Annotated in this window: 17 protein-coding genes; 11 read left to right on the forward strand and 6 right to left on the reverse strand. The window is 50.1% G+C overall.

The window, feature by feature from the left end; all coding sequences use genetic code 11:
* Nucleotides 1–527: 527 nt before the first annotated feature.
* Nucleotides 528–1,943 carry a MocR-like pyridoxine biosynthesis transcription factor PdxR gene (pdxR, locus tag V5T57_RS10440; RefSeq protein WP_332891154.1) on the reverse strand — a complete coding sequence of 472 codons (1,416 nt, stop codon included), beginning with the start codon at nucleotides 1,941–1,943 and terminating at the stop codon, nucleotides 528–530.
* A 107-nt stretch (nucleotides 1,944–2,050) separates the two neighbouring features.
* Between pdxR and V5T57_RS10445 the strand changes: the two genes are divergently transcribed.
* Nucleotides 2,051–2,719: a pyridoxamine 5'-phosphate oxidase family protein gene (locus tag V5T57_RS10445; RefSeq protein WP_332891155.1), complete on the forward strand. Its 669-nt coding sequence runs from the start codon at nucleotides 2,051–2,053 to the stop codon at nucleotides 2,717–2,719.
* Here V5T57_RS10445 and V5T57_RS10450 read toward each other — a convergent pair.
* Nucleotides 2,716–3,384 (reverse strand): glutathione S-transferase family protein, encoded by a 669-nt coding sequence (locus tag V5T57_RS10450; protein ID WP_332891156.1) that lies wholly within the window; start codon nucleotides 3,382–3,384, stop codon nucleotides 2,716–2,718. The two genes, V5T57_RS10445 and V5T57_RS10450, sit on opposite strands and share 4 nt — an antisense overlap.
* A 38-nt stretch (nucleotides 3,385–3,422) precedes the next feature.
* The gene (locus V5T57_RS10455; RefSeq protein WP_332891157.1) at nucleotides 3,423–3,842 is read right to left on the reverse strand and encodes a rhodanese-like domain-containing protein; all 420 of its coding nucleotides are present in this window, start codon (nucleotides 3,840–3,842) and stop codon (nucleotides 3,423–3,425) included.
* 586 nt (nucleotides 3,843–4,428) lie between these two features.
* Here V5T57_RS10455 and ada point away from each other — a divergent pair.
* The 3 genes from ada (at nucleotide 4,429) to V5T57_RS10470 (ending at nucleotide 7,927) form a co-directional block, all read left to right on the forward strand.
* Nucleotides 4,429–5,481: a bifunctional DNA-binding transcriptional regulator/O6-methylguanine-DNA methyltransferase Ada gene (gene ada / locus V5T57_RS10460; protein ID WP_332891158.1), complete on the forward strand. Its 1,053-nt coding sequence runs from the start codon at nucleotides 4,429–4,431 to the stop codon at nucleotides 5,479–5,481.
* Nucleotides 5,482–5,689: 208 nt separating this feature from the next.
* Nucleotides 5,690–7,228: a transporter substrate-binding domain-containing diguanylate cyclase gene (locus tag V5T57_RS10465; protein ID WP_332891159.1), complete on the forward strand. Its 1,539-nt coding sequence runs from the start codon at nucleotides 5,690–5,692 to the stop codon at nucleotides 7,226–7,228.
* Between the two features lie 60 nt (nucleotides 7,229–7,288).
* Nucleotides 7,289–7,927, forward strand: a complete 639-nt coding sequence (locus tag V5T57_RS10470) for a class I SAM-dependent DNA methyltransferase (RefSeq protein WP_332891160.1) — start codon at nucleotides 7,289–7,291, stop codon at nucleotides 7,925–7,927.
* Here the strand turns inward: V5T57_RS10470 and V5T57_RS10475 are convergent.
* Nucleotides 7,924–8,799 carry a LysR family transcriptional regulator gene (locus tag V5T57_RS10475; RefSeq protein ID WP_332891161.1) on the reverse strand — a complete coding sequence of 292 codons (876 nt, stop codon included), beginning with the start codon at nucleotides 8,797–8,799 and terminating at the stop codon, nucleotides 7,924–7,926. The genes V5T57_RS10470 and V5T57_RS10475 overlap by 4 nt on opposite strands.
* A 115-nt stretch (nucleotides 8,800–8,914) precedes the next feature.
* On the opposite strand from V5T57_RS10475, the gene V5T57_RS10480 reads away from it, so the two are divergent.
* Complete coding sequence (locus tag V5T57_RS10480) at nucleotides 8,915–9,142, forward strand: CDGSH iron-sulfur domain-containing protein (RefSeq protein WP_332891162.1); 228 nt, start codon at nucleotides 8,915–8,917, stop codon at nucleotides 9,140–9,142.
* A 15-nt stretch (nucleotides 9,143–9,157) separates the two neighbouring features.
* A complete protein-coding gene (locus V5T57_RS10485; protein ID WP_332891163.1) occupies nucleotides 9,158–10,030 on the forward strand; it encodes a pirin family protein in 873 nt (290 codons plus the stop codon).
* Here V5T57_RS10485 and V5T57_RS10490 read toward each other — a convergent pair whose 3' ends face one another.
* Both V5T57_RS10490 and V5T57_RS10495 read right to left on the reverse strand, forming a co-directional pair.
* Nucleotides 10,031–10,780, reverse strand: coding sequence for a sulfite exporter TauE/SafE family protein (locus V5T57_RS10490; protein WP_332891164.1), 750 nt, complete (start codon nucleotides 10,778–10,780; stop codon nucleotides 10,031–10,033). It lies immediately after the preceding gene.
* A 219-nt stretch (nucleotides 10,781–10,999) separates the two neighbouring features.
* Nucleotides 11,000–11,575 carry a TMEM165/GDT1 family protein gene (locus tag V5T57_RS10495; protein WP_332891165.1) on the reverse strand — a complete coding sequence of 192 codons (576 nt, stop codon included), beginning with the start codon at nucleotides 11,573–11,575 and terminating at the stop codon, nucleotides 11,000–11,002.
* 251 nt (nucleotides 11,576–11,826) lie between these two features.
* On the opposite strand from V5T57_RS10495, the gene V5T57_RS10500 reads away from it, so the two are divergent.
* From V5T57_RS10500 to V5T57_RS10520, 5 genes are all read left to right on the forward strand, one after another.
* Nucleotides 11,827–12,465: a TetR/AcrR family transcriptional regulator gene (locus V5T57_RS10500; RefSeq protein WP_332891166.1), complete on the forward strand. Its 639-nt coding sequence runs from the start codon at nucleotides 11,827–11,829 to the stop codon at nucleotides 12,463–12,465.
* A gap of 340 nt (nucleotides 12,466–12,805) precedes the next feature.
* The gene (locus tag V5T57_RS10505) at nucleotides 12,806–13,870 is read left to right on the forward strand and encodes an efflux RND transporter periplasmic adaptor subunit (protein WP_332891167.1); all 1,065 of its coding nucleotides are present in this window, start codon (nucleotides 12,806–12,808) and stop codon (nucleotides 13,868–13,870) included.
* A gap of 27 nt (nucleotides 13,871–13,897) precedes the next feature.
* Nucleotides 13,898–17,038, forward strand: a complete 3,141-nt coding sequence (locus V5T57_RS10510; RefSeq protein ID WP_332891168.1) for an efflux RND transporter permease subunit — start codon at nucleotides 13,898–13,900, stop codon at nucleotides 17,036–17,038.
* An 18-nt stretch (nucleotides 17,039–17,056) separates the two neighbouring features.
* Complete coding sequence (locus V5T57_RS10515) at nucleotides 17,057–17,818, forward strand: sulfite exporter TauE/SafE family protein (protein WP_332891169.1); 762 nt, start codon at nucleotides 17,057–17,059, stop codon at nucleotides 17,816–17,818.
* Between the two features lie 19 nt (nucleotides 17,819–17,837).
* Nucleotides 17,838–18,965, forward strand: a complete 1,128-nt coding sequence (locus V5T57_RS10520) for a DNA alkylation repair protein (protein WP_332891170.1) — start codon at nucleotides 17,838–17,840, stop codon at nucleotides 18,963–18,965.
* The last annotated feature ends 14 nt before the right edge of the window (nucleotides 18,966–18,979 follow it).

An 18,979-nucleotide genomic window follows, 5' to 3' on the forward strand; every position in this document is an offset into this window, starting at 1 on the left:
GCAACTAGATAGCTCCTGTCTGCTCGAATAACAACCAGGGTGATCGTGTTTTTGTCGTATTCAGTGGAGTTCCCCCCTGTACGGAGCAAATAGTTAATATGGGTTATTATTAACCTTCAACTAAAGAGCTGAAGCATCACCTATTTTTTTGTTTGTTACTTCCAATAGTGTTGAAGTGTTTTATCAATGTCCCTGATCTTATTGGAAGAAACGTATTGTTGATTTTGAAAGATGATAAAAATCATTATGTGCGTTTAAAAAATTAGGACTCATGCAGTGTTTAATGGGCTGAGTGTGAAGTTTGAAGCGCACTGTTTATAGACGTCACACAAAAATTTGAGGGGTTATGTTATAGGGGGTCTCAAGAGGTTGCTTTCTCATTGAATCTAACCTTGCATGTGGATCAGCTTCATTGGGAGGTGGTCGTCACTTGGGTAAGAGAAATGTGCATGATGATACAAGTTAATGATCGAAAGTTAAAAAGTTGTGTGCTTGTTGTGCCTTAACGTTGGTCATGCGCCACTGTTTTATAGTAGCAATGCTTGTAACTGCGCGATGCCTTTTTTTAGAGCTTGTTCGTTGGCGCCGGAAAATCCCAGAATCAAACCCTGTTGCCCCCCTTGTTGGTAGTGTTGGGATAGGGCAGGAGCATAGATACCTTGGCTTTGTAGAAGCTTTTCAATCTGTTGATCATGCGGTTTTACGGTGGGGTGAAAAGAGGCCACCATATGCATACCGCGCTGGGGTTTGCTTACCCTTAACGGATCAGAAAGATGGGTGGTTAGTTGGTCATAGAGATAATCCCGCCGTTGCTGGTAACAGCGGCGCATACGTCTTAAGTAGGTGGCATATGATCTTTGACCTAAAAAATCAGCGATGGCGGGTTGAATGGGCACAGAGCTGAGTGGGCTAACGCTCTTTTGTGTGTCGATCAGTCTTTGTGCCATGCGTGGGGTGGCGATGATATAGCCAATGCGCAGGGTGCGGAACATCAGTTTGGACAAGCTCCCTACCATGATCATGCGTTCACATAGGGCAGGGTTTTGGTTGGCGGCCAATTGATAGAGAGGTAGTTGTGGTGATTTATGGTAGTGAAACTCGCCATTAAAGTCGTCTTCAACCAACCAGCTGGTACTCTGTTGAAGTAGGTTGAGCCACTGCAAACGTCGTTGGGTAGACATGCTCATCCCTAAGGGGAACTGACAGGCTGGTGTCATCCAAGCCATAAGGTGGGGGCTTTGGGGTAGGGTCATGCCTTCGGCATCTACTGGGGTGGGGGCAAGTTTGAAGTTTAGCTGTTTTAAGGCATGGCATATGGGGGGGTAAAAGGGATCTTCAATGGCAATGGTATCTCCAGATTTAAGTAAGGTCTGTGTGATCAAACCCAAAGCATCGCGGTTGCCTGCCGTTACAACAACCTGATCTTCCGAACACTCGACGCCTCTGAGCATATTAACCAAGTGGGCGATGGCACGGCGAAGGGCTGGGTAGCCACCGACATGGATATCCCGGAGTAAACTGGGGTCGGGTTTTCGCCACACCTTAGCCAATGAGCGTGCCCAATCTTGACTGGGAAATAAGGATGGATCAGGTCCAGGATCAAAAATCCCCTGGCTTAGGGGGGCGTGGGCGGTTGTCGGTTTAATGGAAGAGATGGTTTGAGACGGGGGTGGTTGCAGACGTTCTGCCACATAGAGACCGGATGCCGGGCGACTGATCACCAAACCTAGTGACATTAACTGCTCATAGGCATTGAGGGTTGCTGTGCGAGAAACCCCAAGCTGTTGAGCCAATTTACGGCTGGAGGGTAGCTGCATACCAACAGATAGGCGGCCATTTTCTATCAAAGTTTGTAGCTGTTGGGCCAGCTGTAGGTACAGGGCAGGTTTTGCGTGTGGATCTATGTTTAGACCCAGTGTGGCTAGATCTTCTTTAAAGCGCATAACTGGACCCTTTATAATTATAAAAACTGGATATTTTAAAATAGCCAGTTCAAGCATAGCATGTGGGTATATTTTTTTGGGATGCCTTTTAAAAGTAGGAGTTTCAGATGTCTTCTTGCCCACTTCATACGACAGAACCTTTAAAACAAGGGTGTCATGCGCAGGTAAAACGGGGTCGTAAACGTGCCCATTATGATCGCCAACTTGCCTATACCATTATGGATGAAGCGTTGGTGGCCTATATGGGTATGCAAATGGATGGGCAGCCTTTTGTGCTGCCAACCAGCCATTGGCGAGCAGGTGATCGGGTTTATTGGCATGCTGCATTGAAGGGGCGTATGGGGGGTGGAATAGTTGGGCAACCGGTTTGTTTGACCTTTGCGTTGCTTGATGGACTGGTGCTGGCGCGCTCAGCTTTTCATCACTCGGTTAACTATCGTTCATTGATGTTGTTTGGTAAACCAGAGATGGTAACGGATCCTCAGGAAAAAGCTCGACAACTGCAAAACTTAATTGAAAAAGTAGCGCCGGGACGGTGGTCAAAACTACGCCCTATGACGGAGCAGGAGGTTGCCATAACCGGGGTGCTCTCGATGCCGATCGATGAGGGATCCATAAAAATGCGTTCAGATCCTCCGGTCGATGAGCCGGAAGATTATGATTGGCCCGTCTGGGCGGGTGTTGTTCCGCTGCAGACCCGTTTAGGTGAACCTCAGGCATGTCCAAAGCTTAATGCTGGGTTAGAACCACCAAACGTAATGGATTGGTCCTCTTAGGTGGGTGGGTTGAGCTCAGCTTGTTTAATGGTCCATGGCTCTTTGGCGGCAGCTTCTGCCCATGCCTGCATGGGGGGGAGATCAAGCATGGCTTGCATATAGGCTAGGCAGGTCTCATCTTCACATAAGCCATAGCTGTTAAAGCGGAAAACCACGGGAGCATACATGGCATCTACAATGGTAAAATGTCCAAACAGTAAGGGGCCACTATCCGGGGTTTTTTGCTGAAGTGCCTGGACCCAGGTAGCTTGAATGCGCTCAATCTCCTTCTGGGTGCTGGGGCTTGGGGGTATGCCTAAAACTTGCCGACGAATATTCATGGGAAATTCATTACGTAGGCCAAAAAAACCGGTTGCCATCTCTGTGGCCATGGCGCGGGCATGGGCGCGCTGTTGGGGATCTTCTGGCCATAGTTGAGCGTTAGGATAGAGCTCCGCAATGTATTCACAGATGGCAAGGGATTCCCAAATCACCAAATCATCGTGTTGTAAAAAAGGCACCTTACCAGCTGGGGTATGACGCCCCATGATGGTTTCATGATCCACTTGAAAGAGTGGCAGGATGGTGGTGGAAAAATCCACCTGTGCCATGCTAAGCACCAGCCAGGGACGTAATGACCAGCTTGAATAGTTTTGATTACCAATGGTTAAGGCAATGCTGGACATGATGGATCTCCCTGGCTGGTTGAGCCTTGATTAAGCGTTTATGGACGTACCACAGGGAGGCCCTGTTTACGCCATAAAGTAATACCTGCTGCCACATTATACACGGTGGTGTAACCCATTTTCTCAATTAAATATTTGGCTAGGTAGGCGCTGCGGTTGCCTGTACGGCAAATGAGCACAACCGGCTTTTCAGGTTTGGTCTCTTGGGTAAAACGCGGAAAAAAGTCGGGGTAGACTTGACCGCCTTGGGTAACAAAACTCAGCAGTTTACTCCCTTTGACAATACCCGTCTGGCGCCACTCTTCTGGACGGCGGATGTCGTACAGTGGTACCCCTTGGTCCACCAACTGTTGCAGTTTGGCATTGTCTACATTGGTATAAGGGGGTTCGGAACAACCGGACAGTAGAACGACAAAAGCCAACAGCAGGGCATAGAGTGGACGCAGGGTCGTAAACATACTGGAATCCTTTGGGGTTAAGGTGAAAACACCTGATCCTGGCGTGAGTTGCTCTAAAAATCAAGCGTGCTTTTATAGGTAAGAATATACCCAACGCTTAAGTTGGTTTTTCCATTGGGCTTTTCTTAAGTTCTGCCAAGCGATATGGGCAAGCCTCCAACAGGCTTTTTTAATACAGAAGCATGGCATCACCTCATGGTTTAGCCATCGGTTGGTCATGGATAGAGTTTATCAAGAGAGCTTCATCTTTGGGGCTGGCTAAGAATGTTTTCCTATGAGGCTAAAGGGCCCGGCTTTTAGAAACCGTGAGAAGCTTGCAGGGTAAAGGAGCTTTTGACACAAGGGTGGTATGGCTCAAAAGAATAACCTGCAAAAAACAGGATGTCCGTTGGTAGCAAATAGCGCAGGATAGGAACCCACATGTGAGGACAAGCCCTGTGGGGTGGCTTCGTTGTGGCTTAAGAGTCTGTTGCCTTGGTTTGGTTGCATGGGGTGACCGCTTTGTTGGGGGCAGGTTCATGAGCACATCTCTGGATGTAGGGTTTCGATCCATCCAAAAACACCATGCTATTAATGGGGAGGGAACATGCCTGAATCTCAGCTCGATCAGAATGAGTGGCGTTGGCAACAGCTTTTACAACGCCAAACACCCAAAGCATTTCCTTTCTTTTATGGTGTGACGAGTACCGGTATTTATTGCTACCCCCACTGCAGTTCACGGCGGCCTAAGCGAGAAAATGTCCGCTTTTTTGATGATCAGCAACAGGCTGAAAATGCTGGTTTTCGTCCCTGTAAACGCTGCAAACCTAATCTGCAAGAGCCCGAAGGTGAGCCGCTATTGCTCAAAAAAGCATGTGCGTTGCTGACGGCTGAGGAGGGGGTGACCCTTCAGCGTGTTGCGCAACAGTTGGACATAACCCCCTGGCGACTGACCCGTTTATTTAAAAAGTGGTTGCATATCACCCCTAAGGCGTTTGCCATGCAGCGGCAACAGGATCGGTTACGGGCGCAGTTGCTGCAGGCTGAGAGTGTGACAGAAGCGATCTATGCGGCAGGGTATAATACCAGTAGTCGGGGGTATGCGGCGGTTGATCAACAGTTGGGTATGACGCCAACCCAGCTACGTCGTGGAGGTGAAGGGGTGGAGATCTCCTATGGCATGAGCCGTTGTTATCTTGGCTGGGTGATGGTTGCCATGACGCAACGTGGTATTTGCAGTATTCAGTTTGGGGATGATGAAGAGAGCTGTCTCGAACTTCTAAACCAGCAATTTCCTAAAGCTCATTTACACAGAGGTGGTGCCTCTTTTGTGCAGAGCCTGCAAGCTGTTGTCCACTTTCTTGATCAGCCGCAGCGTGGTTTGGACCTGCCTTTGGATATTCAAGGAACCGCTTTTCAACAGCGTATTTGGAAACTGTTGTTAACCATTCCGGCTGGGCAGGTGGTTACCTATAGTGCGTTAGCCCAGATGTATGGCAACCCCCGTGCTGTTCGTGCGGTGGCCCGAGCTTGTGCCAGTAACCGTATTGGGGTGGCTATCCCTTGCCATCGGGTGGTTGGTAAAAAAGGGGCAATTACAGGGTACCGGTGGGGGGTGGAACGCAAACAGCTGTTGCTGGACAAAGAGCAAGAAAGCTAACAAAGCCGAGCCAACGCTTATCAAGAAATCAGGTTCTTATGGCAGTGCTGTTGTACAATCTCCATAGCTGCCTCTTAAATTACGGTCACATTAAGATCTTTTGTGATTATTCCTCTTTATCCTGATTTCAATGGTTTCTTGTCAGGAAAGGGCATAGACTTTCCCTGTTGTGTTACAAAAATGCTTGTATCGTCCGCAGGGGGTGGTTATGTGTCGGGCCTGGGCTAGAGGTATACGACAATTTTTTGTGTGGTTTGTCTTGGCTGGTCTGCTGTTTGTCTCAACTGTGCTTTCAGCACCCGCTGTTGCCGCGCAGACCGTTATTACGGTTGGTGCTTATGAGAATAAACCCATTCTTTTCCGGGATAGTGATGGAGAGGTGAAAGGCTTTTTTGCCGACCTGCTCAACCATGTCGCGGCTTTGGAGGGATGGGAAATCCAGTGGCGTTTTGGCTCCTGGGGGGATGTGTACCATGAGTTGCAAACCGGAAAAATTGACCTCTTAGCGGCCATTGCCCGTTCGCCAGCCCGTGAAAAAATATTTGATTACCCGCATACCGATGTGTTTGCCAATTGGGGGCAAGTGTTTTTACCAAAAGGCTCAAAAGTCAATACCATCCTGGACCTGCAAGGCAAGCGTGTGGCTGTCTTCAGCAAAGATATTCACTATCAAAATTTCAAAAAAACAGTCTTGGATTTTGGTATTGAAATGGAGTTTGTTGAGGTTGCATCCAACCCAGAAGTGCTACGTATGGTGAATAAAAACCAGGTGGATGCAGGGGTGATCAGCCGTCTGTATGGCCTATTGCATGAGCGGGCGTATCATATCACGCGTTCCACCATTATTTTTAATCCCATCAATGTCTCCTACGCGGCCCCAAAAGGGAAACATCAAGCGCTGTTAGCAACCTTGGGTGATGAACTGAAAAAACTCAGGGAGGACCGTAGTTCGCTCTATTACCAATCCCATCAAAGTTGGTTAGAAGGGGATGCCGATAAGCGGACCTACCAATGGCTGATACGTGCCTTAACCATGGCGGTGGGGGTGGTATTGATCTTGGGCTTGATCAACCTGCTTCTTAAACGGCAAGTAGCGCTTAAAACACGCTCTTTGCAGGAAGAGGTAACCGAGCGGAAAAAAGCTCAGGCCTCCTTACAAAAAAGCCAGGAAATTATCCAGCGTCATAATGATGAGCTGGAAGCTAAAGTGGCGCAACGTACGGCTCAGTTAGAAGATAAAAATAGAGAGCTGGCACAAATATCCATTACCGACCCTCTAACGGGTGTTCATAACCGCTTAAAGTTAGATGAAGAGTGTGCTAAAGAGTTGAGTCGGGCCAAGCGTTACAACGCCTCTTTTGCCATTATTCTGTTGGATATTGATCATTTTAAACAGATTAATGATCGGTTTGGGCATCAGGTTGGTGATCTGGTCTTAACCGGTGTAGCCCAGCTGCTCAAAGACCATATTCGCGGAACCGATTTGGTGGGGCGTTGGGGGGGGGAGGAGTTTTTAGTCCTTTGCCCCAATGCTAAGCTAGACGGTGCAGCTAAACTGGCAGAGCATCTACGAATGATCATAGACTCGCACCATTTTCCGGGGGTCGGAAAGTGCACGGCCAGTTTTGGGGTTAGTCTCTACCATGAGGACGAGGAGGGGGATACATTGCTAGGCCGCGCAGACCGTGCCCTTTACTTGGCCAAAGAGCAGGGGCGTAATCAGTGCGCCTTGGAAACAGACCTCTAATACAGCCGTGGACGCGGCAATCATTGTGATAACCACTGCGCTTTATGATTAAAGAACCCTATGTCTAAACAAAATCTTAGTGTACATCATAAGCAGATCAGCCGTCGTACCATTGGGCATTATGAAGGACGTGCGGATATTTTTTGGCAAGCAACCTGTGATCATGACGTTGAACAAAATATTGAAGCTTTGCTGGCCGCTTTACCTGACCATAGAGCTTTGAGTATTTTAGATTTTGGTTGTGGGCCTGGGCGGGATTTAAAGGCATTTAAAGATCGTGGACATAAGCCCACAGGTTTGGATGGCTGTGCCGCCTTTTGTCGTATGGCCCGTGCGTATGCCCAGTGTGACGTTCTGCATCAGGATTTTCTTCAGTTGGACCTACCCCAGGGCCGTTTTGATGGGGTTTATGCCAACGCTTCGCTTTTTCATGTGCCCAGTGATCATTTGCCTGTGGTGTTGTCCCAGTTGGCCCATTCCCTAAACGCTGGCGGTATCCTGTTCTCTTCAAACCCGCGTGGTGAAACCGAGGGGTGGCAGGGCGAACGCTATGGTCACTATATGGAGCTGGAAGTCTATCAAGATTTCTTGCAGGCCGCTGGATTTGAACCCATTTCTCATTATTATCGACCAGCCGGCAAACCCCGATCTGAACAGAACTGGTTGGCGGTGGTAAGCCGTAAAGTGAACGTGGGTTAGGCCGCTTTTTTCAATCCATCCCATAACAGTTGAGCCACAGGTCCCATGGTGTGCTGGTGATGGCGCACCACATAAATGGGTAGATCTATGGTATGAAAATCTTCGCCCTCTAATTGGAGCAGCTTCCCCTCTTTCAGGCTCTCCTCTACCAGATGTATAGGCATATTTCCCCACCCTAAACCTGCTTCAATAATCTGTTTTTTCATCTGAAAGTCGTTAACAACCCAGTGGTTGGCCCCAGATAGAAGCCCTGCGCTCATGGGGGCGGTATGGCGGCTGGTATCTCTGACCACAACCTGGACCCACCCTTCAAGATCCTCTTTGTTAAGGATCTCTGTGTTTGTGGCGCGTGAGGTGTTGGTACCGATAACGGGCACCATTTGGCTCTTTTGTATGGGGTGGAGTGTGTAGTGGGCAGCTTGGGGTTGTTGTTCGGTGATCACCATATCCACATCACCATCTTCCAGACGTTCCAAGGTTCCGTTCATATTCTCCATCAACACCGTCAGTTTGGTGTGTGGTGTCTTCAGGCTGACGTGTTGAATCTGTTTGAGAATAGGAGGCATATAGGCCAACGCTGTAATGGCAATTTTTAACTCTGGCTCTGCACCGTTGGCCAACTGTTGAGCAAGGTTTTTTAGGCTGTCAGCCCGCTGTAAAACAAGTTGTGCTTGCTGATGTAAGGCGTGCCCTTGGGGGGTTAGAACAGGACGGTAGCCACTACGGTCAAACAGTTGTAGACCCAGTTGATCTTCCAAATTGCGCAGCGCCATACTCAGGGCAGACTGGCTACGGTGTAGCTGTTCTGCGGCAGGGCGAAAACCGCCACATTGCACGATGGTGTCCAGTACCCGTAACTGTTCCAATGTCATGACTCCACCTTGTTAAGAATAAGTGATCGAGATGATCAGTATATAATGCTTTTTATTGAACATCTAGCCAGGGTAGGGTTGAGTCCTCTTCTTCATCCAAATAAAGGAATACAAGATGTCCAATGATTCAATGGCGCCCATTCAAGTGACGGTTAAAGCAGGGGAAAAGAAGGCGTTTTGTACCTGCCAAAAAAGCCAAAATATGCCCTACTGTGATGGTGCACACAAAGGTACAGCGTTTCAGCCCCATATCGCCCAGTTTAAGGATGATGCCACGCTCTATCTATGTGGCTGCGGAAAAAGTGGCCAAACCCCCTATTGTGACGGAGCCCACCAGCACTAACTGCAGGAGGTTATGATGCATACCCAACCTTTAACCCGTGATAGGAGCGTGCAGTACCGAACACTCAAACAGATCACCTCCGGGTTGCCAACGTCGGATGGTGCTGGGGTTGATTTGACTCGGCTTATCGGATCTCCACAGCTCAATATGCTGGATCCTTTTTTGTTGCTGGATCATATCCATGCTGATGACCCTGAAGAGTATATCCAGGGTTTTCCCATGCACCCTCATCGAGGATTTGAGACCGTCACCTATCTTTTGGCGGGGCGCATGCGTCATAAAGATAGTGCGGGGCATGAAGGGGTTGTCTTACCTGGTGGTGTCCAGTGGATGACAGCCGGTCGAGGTGTCGAACACTCTGAAATGCCAGAACAGGCGGATGGATTGCTCTCAGGTTTTCAGCTATGGGTTAATCTACCTCGCGCGCAAAAAATGCAGCCCCCTGCCTATCAGGAATTTACGCCTGACTCTATTCCTGTGCAGCACTTACCCCAAGAGGGTGGGGCGGTTCGGGTTGTTAGCGGCCTTACCGATGCCGGTATACAGGGTCCGGTAGAGTCGCCATGGGTTGATGCGCTCTATCTGGATATTGCCCTGACAAGAAATACGCTTTTTGAGCAACATGTTCCCCATGGTCACAACGGATTTGTATACATTATGGAGGGTGATGGTGTCGTGGACCCAAACAGTCGGTTGTCTGCTCAGCAGTTGGGTGTTTTGGGTCAGGGGGACCGTGTTGCTGTACGGGCAGGTGATCAAGGGGTACGCATGTTGTTGGTTGCTGGGCGACCGTTGCATGAGCCTGTCGCTCGGGGAGGGCCCTTTGTGATGAATGAGCGAGAAGAGATTGTTCAGGCGTTTGAGGATTATCAACAGGGCCGGTTTTAATTAAGGACTCACGGCCCGTAGAGTGAGTTGTAGGCCCATAGCCACCAATACCAGAAAAAAGAATTGCTTAAAGCGCTTTTCTGAGAGTCTATTGCGTATCCAGCCCCCTAAAGCCATACCCGTAAAAGCTGGAATCAGAGCCCAAAGGGAGAGCAGGGCACTGTGGGTGGTGTAGAGGCCTACTTGACCCAGAGCGGCACCGAGCACAAGGCTGCTAAGCCCAAACCAAATGCCCATAGCTTGGACCAACGCTGGACGTGGCAGCTGTAAAAGCTGGAAATAGAGCACAGCCGGGGTGACGGCAGAGCCGGTTAAGCCGGTCAATAGGCCTGTGATTAATCCTGTCGTTGGGGTTAGCCACGGTTCATGTTGGGCGGGCTGTGGAAACTGGGGGGTGAGTAAGCCGACAGTACCATAGAGAATCATCAGAATCCCCAACAGGGCTGTTAGCCAAAAAGGGTTGATCTCTACCAGTAGTATGACCCCAAGCCACACCCCCATGCTACCTAACAGCAGCAGTGACCACAAACGTGTCAGCAAGGCCTTTAAATAGCCACCCCAAAAGCCCTGGGCAATATTGGTGATGACAGAGGGTAGAACAATCAATGGCATGGCTTGGTGCAGTCCCAAGGTCATGGTTAATAGCGCCAAAGAGAGTGTGGGCAGCCCCATGCCTGTCACCCCCTTGACCACACCACCAAGTAAAAAAATCCAGCTAATGGTCCAGAGCTGTTCTGGTACATCGAACATCGCTTTATCGCCTCCTATCGGTCAGGGGACAACGGGTTGTTTTTGTCATGGCGTGTTCCAAAAATATCCCCAGGCAAACGAGATTTGTTCTTCCCTTTTTTGCTCTTAACGACAGGGCTGCCATCTCATGCGACTCAGATTAAGGGGTTGTTCGGTCATCTCATCGGTTAAGGACAGAGCATGACGCTTGCCTGTTCTCTCCCCCCGCTATTTTTTGTCTTAAAAGAGGCGGGAAAAGGCCAGCGCCGCCATGCCCAAAAAAAAGAGACCTGCTATTTGATGTAAGCGTTGGGTGGGTATGCGATTCAGTAGCTTATACCCAAAAAACACCCCCATATAGGAGGTTAAGACCAGAGCTATGGTGGCACCGAGCCAGACATCGATGGGGTTTAATGTGGTTGCTAAACCTGCAATGGCAATCTGTGTTTTATCCCCCATTTCAGCCGTAAAGATCATGACACAGGCTGTAAGAAAAATATTGGATGTTGACGATTGCGCCTGCACTTCCTCTTCATCCTCGGTCGCGGTTCTTAGCATTTGAACCCCGAAAAAAGCAAACAGTACCGTTGCCGCCAGGGTGATCCACAGGTGCGGTAACCAAAGAGCCAGGGTTGCGCCCAATGTTACGGCCAGACCGTTAAGGAGCATAAAGGCCAAGCTGGCACCAAAAAGAACGGGAAGGGGGCGATGACGAGCGGCCAAAAGCATACAGACCAACTGACTTTTATCACCTATTTCAGCCAAACCAATGAGCAGGCTGGTACTAAAAATCGTCGTTGACTGCAGCTCAAGCATGAAGACCTCTATAACTGAGTGATGAATCCATATGCCCATACGTTGGCTGTGGTGTTCTAAAAAGTCCAATTTTCATTGGCGATCCTAGATATTGCATGGAAAAATTATATCTGAATAAGGGGCCTATCTCACTGTTGTAAAAAAGAAATCAATACCCTGTTTGTGTGTGTCGGTGGTGAGCGGGCGAAATAAGGCTTGAATAGCGTGACCGCTGGTCATAAAATAGCCGTCAGTCATTAATAGGAGGCCTTATGGGTGTGCAAGATCGTAAAGCGCGTGAATTTGCCAGACGAGAGCGGGAAATACTGGATGCCGCGCTTGAGTTGTTGGATCAAGCGGAATGGCAGACGGTCACAGTGGCGGATATTGCCAAAGCCTCTGAAATTGGCAAAGGGACAATCTACAAGCATTTTCCCAGTAAAGAGACCCTTTACGCCCAGTTATCGATTGATTTTGGAAAAGATTTTTATCATACACTGACCGACCAAATCGATATGCAACAACCTGTTATCCCGCTGTTCAGGCAGCTGATGGAGCGGGTATGGGATTTGCACCTCTCTGGACGTAAGTATCATCGTTTGTTGCTCTACTGCAGTGCCAAAGATTTTCGTGCGCGTTTGCCCGAGGCATATCGCCAAGAGATGATCAATAAGGATGCTGCATTTGAATCACTGTTTGCAGGTATTATTACACGGGGGATGGAAGAGGGTGTTTTTCCACGAAGTGTCCCTGTTGAAGAGATGATGCTGGCCGCCCATGCTGTTTTTGAGGGGGCTGTGGCCATGCTCTGGAATGAGCTGGAAGATGATGTCGACAAGAAACAGTTTTCCCAGCGTATTACACAGTTCATGTTAACCGGTTTGTGCTACATGGACAGGCAGGTCGGCTAGGCTGTTAGATGATGGCGGTGCGTAGGTTTTAAGTCCATTTTCACCCCGTCATGTTTGTTTTTTTGTTTGATTAAGCTGTTGAAAAACGTCCCTTTTTCTTGGTGTTTGCACGAGCAACAGAAGAATGGGGCTTTTTTTGACCGATTTTGTGACCATTGGTCACGATTTGAATGTGGGTCAAATCGGAAAATGCTGCCACACTTAATCTGTGTGACCCACACCCCCCATGGGGCAACGGAACGCTCGATCCGTAAACCCCGGCCCCATGGGGTGCTCTTTTTAGAATCTGCCATACCCCTTTTGGGGGTATGGATTGTTTATGAGTCGGGAGGCTCTTAAGATGAAACGTTCACTCTTTCTTGCTCTAATCATGGCTGTGGCTATGACGGTTTGGTTGGCCGGTGGTGCCCATGTGCGGGCAAGGGAGACGCCGCCGCCTACAGCCAGGGTGATGGAACCTGCCTTGGTGCTTCCACACGTTAAGGTAGAGCGCATACCCATGGAAAAGATTACCCGTGAGGTGGTCTTGCGGGGGCAGGCGCAGCCTAACCGGGTGGCCACACTAAAAAGTGAGACCACAGGTAAAGTGGTACGACTGCCGGGTGCCCGTGGTGCACGTCTATCCAAAGGCTCTCCATTGGTTCAGCTTAGTGGGGATGACCGTGCTGCCAGACGGGTGCTGGCACAAGCCAATGTGGCACAAGCCGAGGCGGCATCCCATGCCGCAAAATCTCTGAATAAAAAAGGGTTTCAAGCAGATTTAAAAGTTAAGCAGGCTAATGCTGACCTGCAAGCTGCCCGTGCTGAGCTGGAGTCCATTAATTTGGATATTCGACGTTCCACCCTTTATGCCCCTTTTAACGGTATTGTGCGGGAGCGCTTTGTGGAGCTGGGCGAGTATGTTACGCCGGGTGATGAAATGGTGGAGCTGCTGGATGACCACACCATTAAAATCGTTGCCGATCTACCCCAACAGAAAGTGGGTAACCTGACGTTAGGCATGGAAGGTCAGGCGATTTGGATGGATGGCCAAAAGCGGACGGGTAAAATCTCTTACATCAGTCCCCGTGCAGATGAACAGACCCGAACCTTTAAAGTGGAACTGTCCATTGATAATCCACAAAGTACGTTACCTTTGGGCGCGAGTGTTGAGATACATATTCCTTTAGCGCAAGCACTTGCACACCACCTCTCCCCAGCTTTGTTGAATTTGGATAGCAAGGGCCAATTAGGCGTCAAGGTGGTGGGGGCGGATAGCGTGGTTGTGTGGCATTCCGTCAAAGTGATACGGGCTGGGTTAACAGGTATTTGGGTGATGGGGGTTCCTGAAGGGGCGCAGATCATCACACTGGGTGGTGGGTTTGTAGAGGTGGGGCAGGAAGTCACCACCGATAAGAGCTCTTAAGGACCACGGGAAGCGTAGGAAAAAACCATGAATGCCATCATCTCTGCTGCGTTTAGCCGTGCTCGCACAACGGTATTGATTCTGCTGTTTATCATCATTGCGGGTGCCTCAGCGTATATGACCATCCCTAAAGAGTCTGATCCTGATGTGAAAATTCCCATCATCATCGTCTCTGTCGGTTATGAAGGGATCTCCCCTGAAGATGGGGAGCGGCTACTGGTCAAGCCTCTTGAAAAAGCCCTGCGTGGTCTGGATGGGTTGAAGGAGATGGATGCCGTCGCAGCCGTGGGTAATGCCTCTGTTACCCTGACGTTTGAAGCGGGTTTTGATGCGGAAAAGGCCCTACGTAAAGTTCGCCAAAAAGTGGACGATGCCCGGCCTGATATGCCTTCTGAGTCTGATGAACCGGTGGTTCAAGAGATCAATGTTGCGCTGTTTCCAGTCATTACCGTCTCCCTGTCTGGACAGGTAGATGTCATGACTCTGCGCAAGACAGCGCGTAACTTAAAAGATCGTATAGAAGCGGTGGCCGGTGTTCTGGAAGTGGATATTGGTGGTGATCGCGAGGAGATGGTTGAGATCCTGGTGGATCCTCTACTGCTTGAGACACACGGCATTAGTTTTGGTGAAGTGGTGCAGCTGGTTTCCCGCAACAACACACTGGTACCTGCAGGGGCGATTGATACCGGTTTGGGCCGCATGACCATTAAAGCACCGGGTGTGGTCGAGGGGATTGCTGACCTGCTGTCCATGCCGGTTAAGGTGGCGGGAGATACGGTCATTACGTTTGATCAACTGGCCACAGTACGACGTACCCTTAAAGATCCGGAAGGTTTTGCCCGTATGGACGGTAGGCCTACCCTTACCCTGGAAGTTAAAAAGCGGGTAGGGGCCAATATTCTGGATATGGTGGCGGCCGTTAAGGAGACCGTAAAAAAAACCCAGGAAAACTGGACCGTACCCATTACCGTTGGATACTCCAATGATCAATCACGGCAGATTGGCGATATGTTGGGAGATCTTGAGAACAACGTTCTGGCGGCGATTGCGCTGGTGATGATGGTGGTGGTTGGTGCTTTGGGTGTGCGTTCCGCCTTGCTGGTGGGGTTGGCCATTCCTGGGGCCTTTCTTGCGGCCATTATGGCGTTGGATCTTATGGGTGTCACCATGAATATTGTGGTGCTGTTCAGTCTTATCCTTGTGGTTGGTATGTTGGTAGATGGGGCCATTGTGGTGGTGGAGCAGGCCGAGCAACGTAAGCAAAAGGGTGAAGCGGGTATGGCGGCTTTTCAGCATGCGGCCAAACGCATGGCCTGGCCGGTTATTGCCTCTACTGTGACCACGCTGGCGGTGTTTATGCCTTTAATGTTCTGGCCAGGGGTGATTGGTCAGTTTATGAAATATCTGCCCCTTACCGTGTTGCTGGCGTTATCGGCTTCCCTCTTAATGGCTTTGGTCTTTATGCCGGTTTTGGGGGGCTTGTCTTCAGGGCGTGCGATGCCTGAACAGACGCAAAAGGTGGGGATGTGGAGCCAGCTGTATGGCAAAGTTTTAGGGTATCTGTTGCATCACCCAACCAAGGTATTCATGGTGGCTTTGGCCCTGATGATGGGCTCTTTTATGCTCTATGCAGAAAAAGGGCGTGGGGTTGAGTTTTTTCCGGATGTTGAACCCGATCTTGCGCAGATTGTTATCCATGGCCGGGGTGATCTCTCGGTTCATGAAAAAGATCGGGTTGTGCAGGCGGTTGAGGCACAACTGCTGGGTCATAGTGAGCTGAAGGTGGTCTACGGTCGCTCCTTTGCGCGTGGGGGTGGTGCAGGTCGCTCTGAAGATACCATTGGGGTGATCCAGTTGGAGTTTGTGGATTGGCATCAACGTCGCCCTGCCAACCGTATTTTAGATGAGCTACGGGAACAGTTAGCTAGCGTTGCAGGTGTGACCATTGAGGTGCGTAAACAGGAGAATGGACCCGGTGGTGGTAAACCGGTGCAGTTAAAGGTTGTGGCTGCTGATGGGGCGCTACCTGATGATGCGGTGGCCAACATTCGCCATGAAATGGCCCGCTTGGGCGGCTTTGTCGATTTAGAAGATGACCGTGCCCCTGCCGGGGTGGAGTGGCGGGTGTTGGTGGATCGTGCGGAAGCAGCCCGGTTTGGTGCAGATGTGGTGACTGTGGGTTCAGCTGTTCAGTTGGTGACCAGTGGGGTTTTGGTCGGTACCTACCGGCCTGATGATGCTGATGATGAAGTAGATATTCGTCTACGCTTTCCAGAAAATTCACGACATCTTGATCGGCTGCATGCCCTGCGTACCCCGACGCCACGGGGTATGATTCCCATGAGTAACTTTGTACGGGTAGAACCTGCCCCTAAGGTCGATGCCATTAAACGCAGTGATGGTAACCGGGTTGTCACCATCTCTGCGGATGTGGCTGATGGTTTATTGGTGGATGATCAGGTGACCCAGTTAAAAGCCGTGGTGGCTGACCTGTCTTTAGGGCGTGGGGTCGAGGTCACCTTTAAAGGGGAAGATGAAGATCAACGAGAAACGGTGGCTTTTTTAGGTAAAGCTTTTACCGTGGCGATTTTCTTGATGATGTTGGCACTGGTGACTCAGTTTAATAATATCTTCCAGGCGATGATTGTCCTTTCAGCCATTATCTTCTCAACGGCAGGTGTGTTGTTGGGGTTGTTGGTCAGTCATCAACCTTTTGGTATTGTGATGGGCGGGATTGGTGTTATTGCCCTGGCCGGGATTGTGGTTAACAACAATATTGTACTGATTGACTGTTACAATGAGCTCCGGGGGCAGGGCTTGGATGCTTATCAAGCAGCCAAGCAAGCTGGGGAGCAGCGTCTACGTCCCGTCTTACTGACCGCTGTCACAACCATTTTAGGGTTAATGCCCATGGCGCTTGGGGTTAACCTAGACCTAATGGGCCGGGAGATTTTGATTGGCTCTCCATCGACACAGTGGTGGACTCAGCTGTCGACTTCCATTGCCGGTGGGTTGGCTTTTGCAACCCCATTAACCCTCATCTTGACCCCTTGCTTACTGGTTGGTTGGGCGGTTTTGGGGGGGAAACTTCTGTCACTTAAAGCGCGCATACGTCCTGCCCAAAAGATCCAGCCGGTTGTTGACGAGCCGGTAGAAGCGACCGTCTAACTAAAAGGGAGCGTCAAATTGGGTAACCCAGGTGACAGTATACTGTTGATGCTGGGTGCCCTGGTGCTGCCCCTGCTTTTTACGCTCTTTGCAGGTACTGTACACGGCTTGTTGGGGCTTGGTTTTCCGTTGGTTGTTACGCCGCTTCTCGCGTTGATAACCGATGTACGGCAAGCCATACTACTGACCTTGCTCCCCACCTTGCTGGTCAATGTGCTTACTTTGCTGGCTACCAAGGAGTGGTCTGCACTTCGTGCCCACTGGTTGATCCTGGTGGGTATTGTACCGGGTGCTTGGTTGGGGGCAGAGCTGTTGGTGTCGGTGGATGCCAACCCCTTTCGTCTTGTCCTGGCGGCTATGATTATCCTTCACCTATGGCCCAAGCCACCGGGCCATGGCGCGGTGCACCATTCATGGGTGGATCTGCTGGTTGGTGTGGTTGCCGGGTTGGCCGCAGGGACAGTCAATGTCATGGTGCCGGTTTTAGTGCTCTACTTAACCACCATGCAGCTGCCAGTGATGGCGATGGTGGTACTCTTTAACCTCTCTTTTTTAACCGGCAAACTGGTGCAAATCCATGTGTTTGTTGGACATGATATATTGACGACATCATTGATGGCGCAGACTCTCCCTCTTATGATGGCGGCTGCGCTGGGTGTCTGGATCGGGCTATGGATGCGACGGTATGTCTCTGAGCAGCGGTTCACCTTGGCCATACGTGGTGTGTTGATGATTATGTCTATCCTGCTTGTGGGTCAATATGTTCAACATGTGAGATAACGGGTATCTGGAATGTCTTATGGAGCCTTTTAAAGAACGCTTCAACCAAGAGCTTATCCGCGCAATGGCAGTCCATTTTAAACGGGTAGAACCCACTTTTGATGTTGAGCGGTTCTGCCATGTGGCCATAACAGGATTGGATCAGCTGGAGCTTAAAGCCCGATCTCAACAGATTACCGATGCATTGGCGCAAACCTTACCAACCTCTTTTCCGCATGCCGCTACCACGCTCGCCGCTAGCCTGCACCCTGTGGATGATGCGGCTCTTGCTGATATGGGGATGGATGATCAGGGTCTTGCGGGGTGGGCTATTATGCCAATGGCAGACTATGTGGCGGAATATGGTCAGGGGGATGTGAACGTTGCACTGGATCTATTGGGGGCCATGACCAAGCGTTTTTCAGCTGAGTTTGCCATTCGCCCCTTTCTGCTTACCCATACGGATCAAAGTTTGAGACAGCTTACGCTGTGGAGCCGTGATGACAATGAGCATCTGCGTCGGCTGGCCTCGGAGGGGAGTCGCCCCCGGTTACCATGGGGCATGCAACTCCCCATTTTTATCGCAGATCCCGCTCCACTCTTTACCTTGTTGGACCCTTTAAAAGATGATCCTTCCGCCTATGTTCGCCGTTCGGTGGCCAATAATCTAAATGACATCAGCAAAGATCATCCCGATTCAGTGGTGGCTTTTTTAGCCAACTGGATGGTTGGTCTCCATCCCCAGCGGTTGAAACTCATTCAACACGCTCTACGCACTTTGATCAAGCAGGGGCACCAAGGGGCGCTGCATCTCTTGGGGTACAGTGAGCCAGATCTGCACCAGGTAAAATTTGAGCTGCACACTCCCCAGATAACCTTAGGAGATAAACTCTGTTTTCGTGTCGAACTACTGGCTAGGGGGGCGCAAAATCTGATTGTGGATTATCGCATTCATCATGTGAAGGCCAATGGGCAACGAACGCCCAAAGTCTTTAAATGGAAAAAACTTAGCCTAACCGCCGGTAAGTCTCATTGTGCTCAGCGCTGCCATGCGATCAAGCCCGTTACCACAAGGGTTTACTACAGCGGTACACACTTAGTTGAGCTACTTGTTAATGGGCAGGTTATGGCGGAGGCGGCCTTTGAGTTAAAGGTCCCTCACGCATGAGCGGGTAACCACGT

Origin of the sequence: Magnetococcus sp. PR-3, assembly GCF_036689865.1 — a bacterium.
Classification (GTDB): Bacteria; Pseudomonadota; Magnetococcia; order Magnetococcales; family Magnetococcaceae; genus Magnetococcus.

What these genes read in the sequence shown, in the direction of transcription:
- V5T57_RS10480 (WP_332891162.1), top strand. Translation starts at nt 8,915, where the DNA reads ATGTCCAATGATTCAATGGCGCCCATTCAAGTGACGGTTAAAGCAGGG.
- pdxR (WP_332891154.1), bottom strand. Translation starts at nt 1,943, where the DNA reads ATGCGCTTTAAAGAAGATCTAGCCACACTGGGTCTAAACATAGATCCA.
- V5T57_RS10505 (WP_332891167.1), top strand. Translation starts at nt 12,806, where the DNA reads ATGAAACGTTCACTCTTTCTTGCTCTAATCATGGCTGTGGCTATGACG.
- V5T57_RS10470 (WP_332891160.1), top strand. Translation starts at nt 7,289, where the DNA reads ATGTCTAAACAAAATCTTAGTGTACATCATAAGCAGATCAGCCGTCGT.
- V5T57_RS10495 (WP_332891165.1), bottom strand. Translation starts at nt 11,575, where the DNA reads ATGCTTGAGCTGCAGTCAACGACGATTTTTAGTACCAGCCTGCTCATT.
- V5T57_RS10445 (WP_332891155.1), top strand. Translation starts at nt 2,051, where the DNA reads ATGTCTTCTTGCCCACTTCATACGACAGAACCTTTAAAACAAGGGTGT.
- V5T57_RS10455 (WP_332891157.1), bottom strand. Translation starts at nt 3,842, where the DNA reads ATGTTTACGACCCTGCGTCCACTCTATGCCCTGCTGTTGGCTTTTGTC.
- V5T57_RS10490 (WP_332891164.1), bottom strand. Translation starts at nt 10,780, where the DNA reads ATGTTCGATGTACCAGAACAGCTCTGGACCATTAGCTGGATTTTTTTA.
- V5T57_RS10510 (WP_332891168.1), top strand. Translation starts at nt 13,898, where the DNA reads ATGAATGCCATCATCTCTGCTGCGTTTAGCCGTGCTCGCACAACGGTA.
- V5T57_RS10500 (WP_332891166.1), top strand. Translation starts at nt 11,827, where the DNA reads ATGGGTGTGCAAGATCGTAAAGCGCGTGAATTTGCCAGACGAGAGCGG.
- ada (WP_332891158.1), top strand. Translation starts at nt 4,429, where the DNA reads ATGCCTGAATCTCAGCTCGATCAGAATGAGTGGCGTTGGCAACAGCTT.
- V5T57_RS10520 (WP_332891170.1), top strand. Translation starts at nt 17,838, where the DNA reads ATGGAGCCTTTTAAAGAACGCTTCAACCAAGAGCTTATCCGCGCAATG.
- V5T57_RS10450 (WP_332891156.1), bottom strand. Translation starts at nt 3,384, where the DNA reads ATGTCCAGCATTGCCTTAACCATTGGTAATCAAAACTATTCAAGCTGG.
- V5T57_RS10485 (WP_332891163.1), top strand. Translation starts at nt 9,158, where the DNA reads ATGCATACCCAACCTTTAACCCGTGATAGGAGCGTGCAGTACCGAACA.
- V5T57_RS10465 (WP_332891159.1), top strand. Translation starts at nt 5,690, where the DNA reads ATGTGTCGGGCCTGGGCTAGAGGTATACGACAATTTTTTGTGTGGTTT.
- V5T57_RS10475 (WP_332891161.1), bottom strand. Translation starts at nt 8,799, where the DNA reads ATGACATTGGAACAGTTACGGGTACTGGACACCATCGTGCAATGTGGC.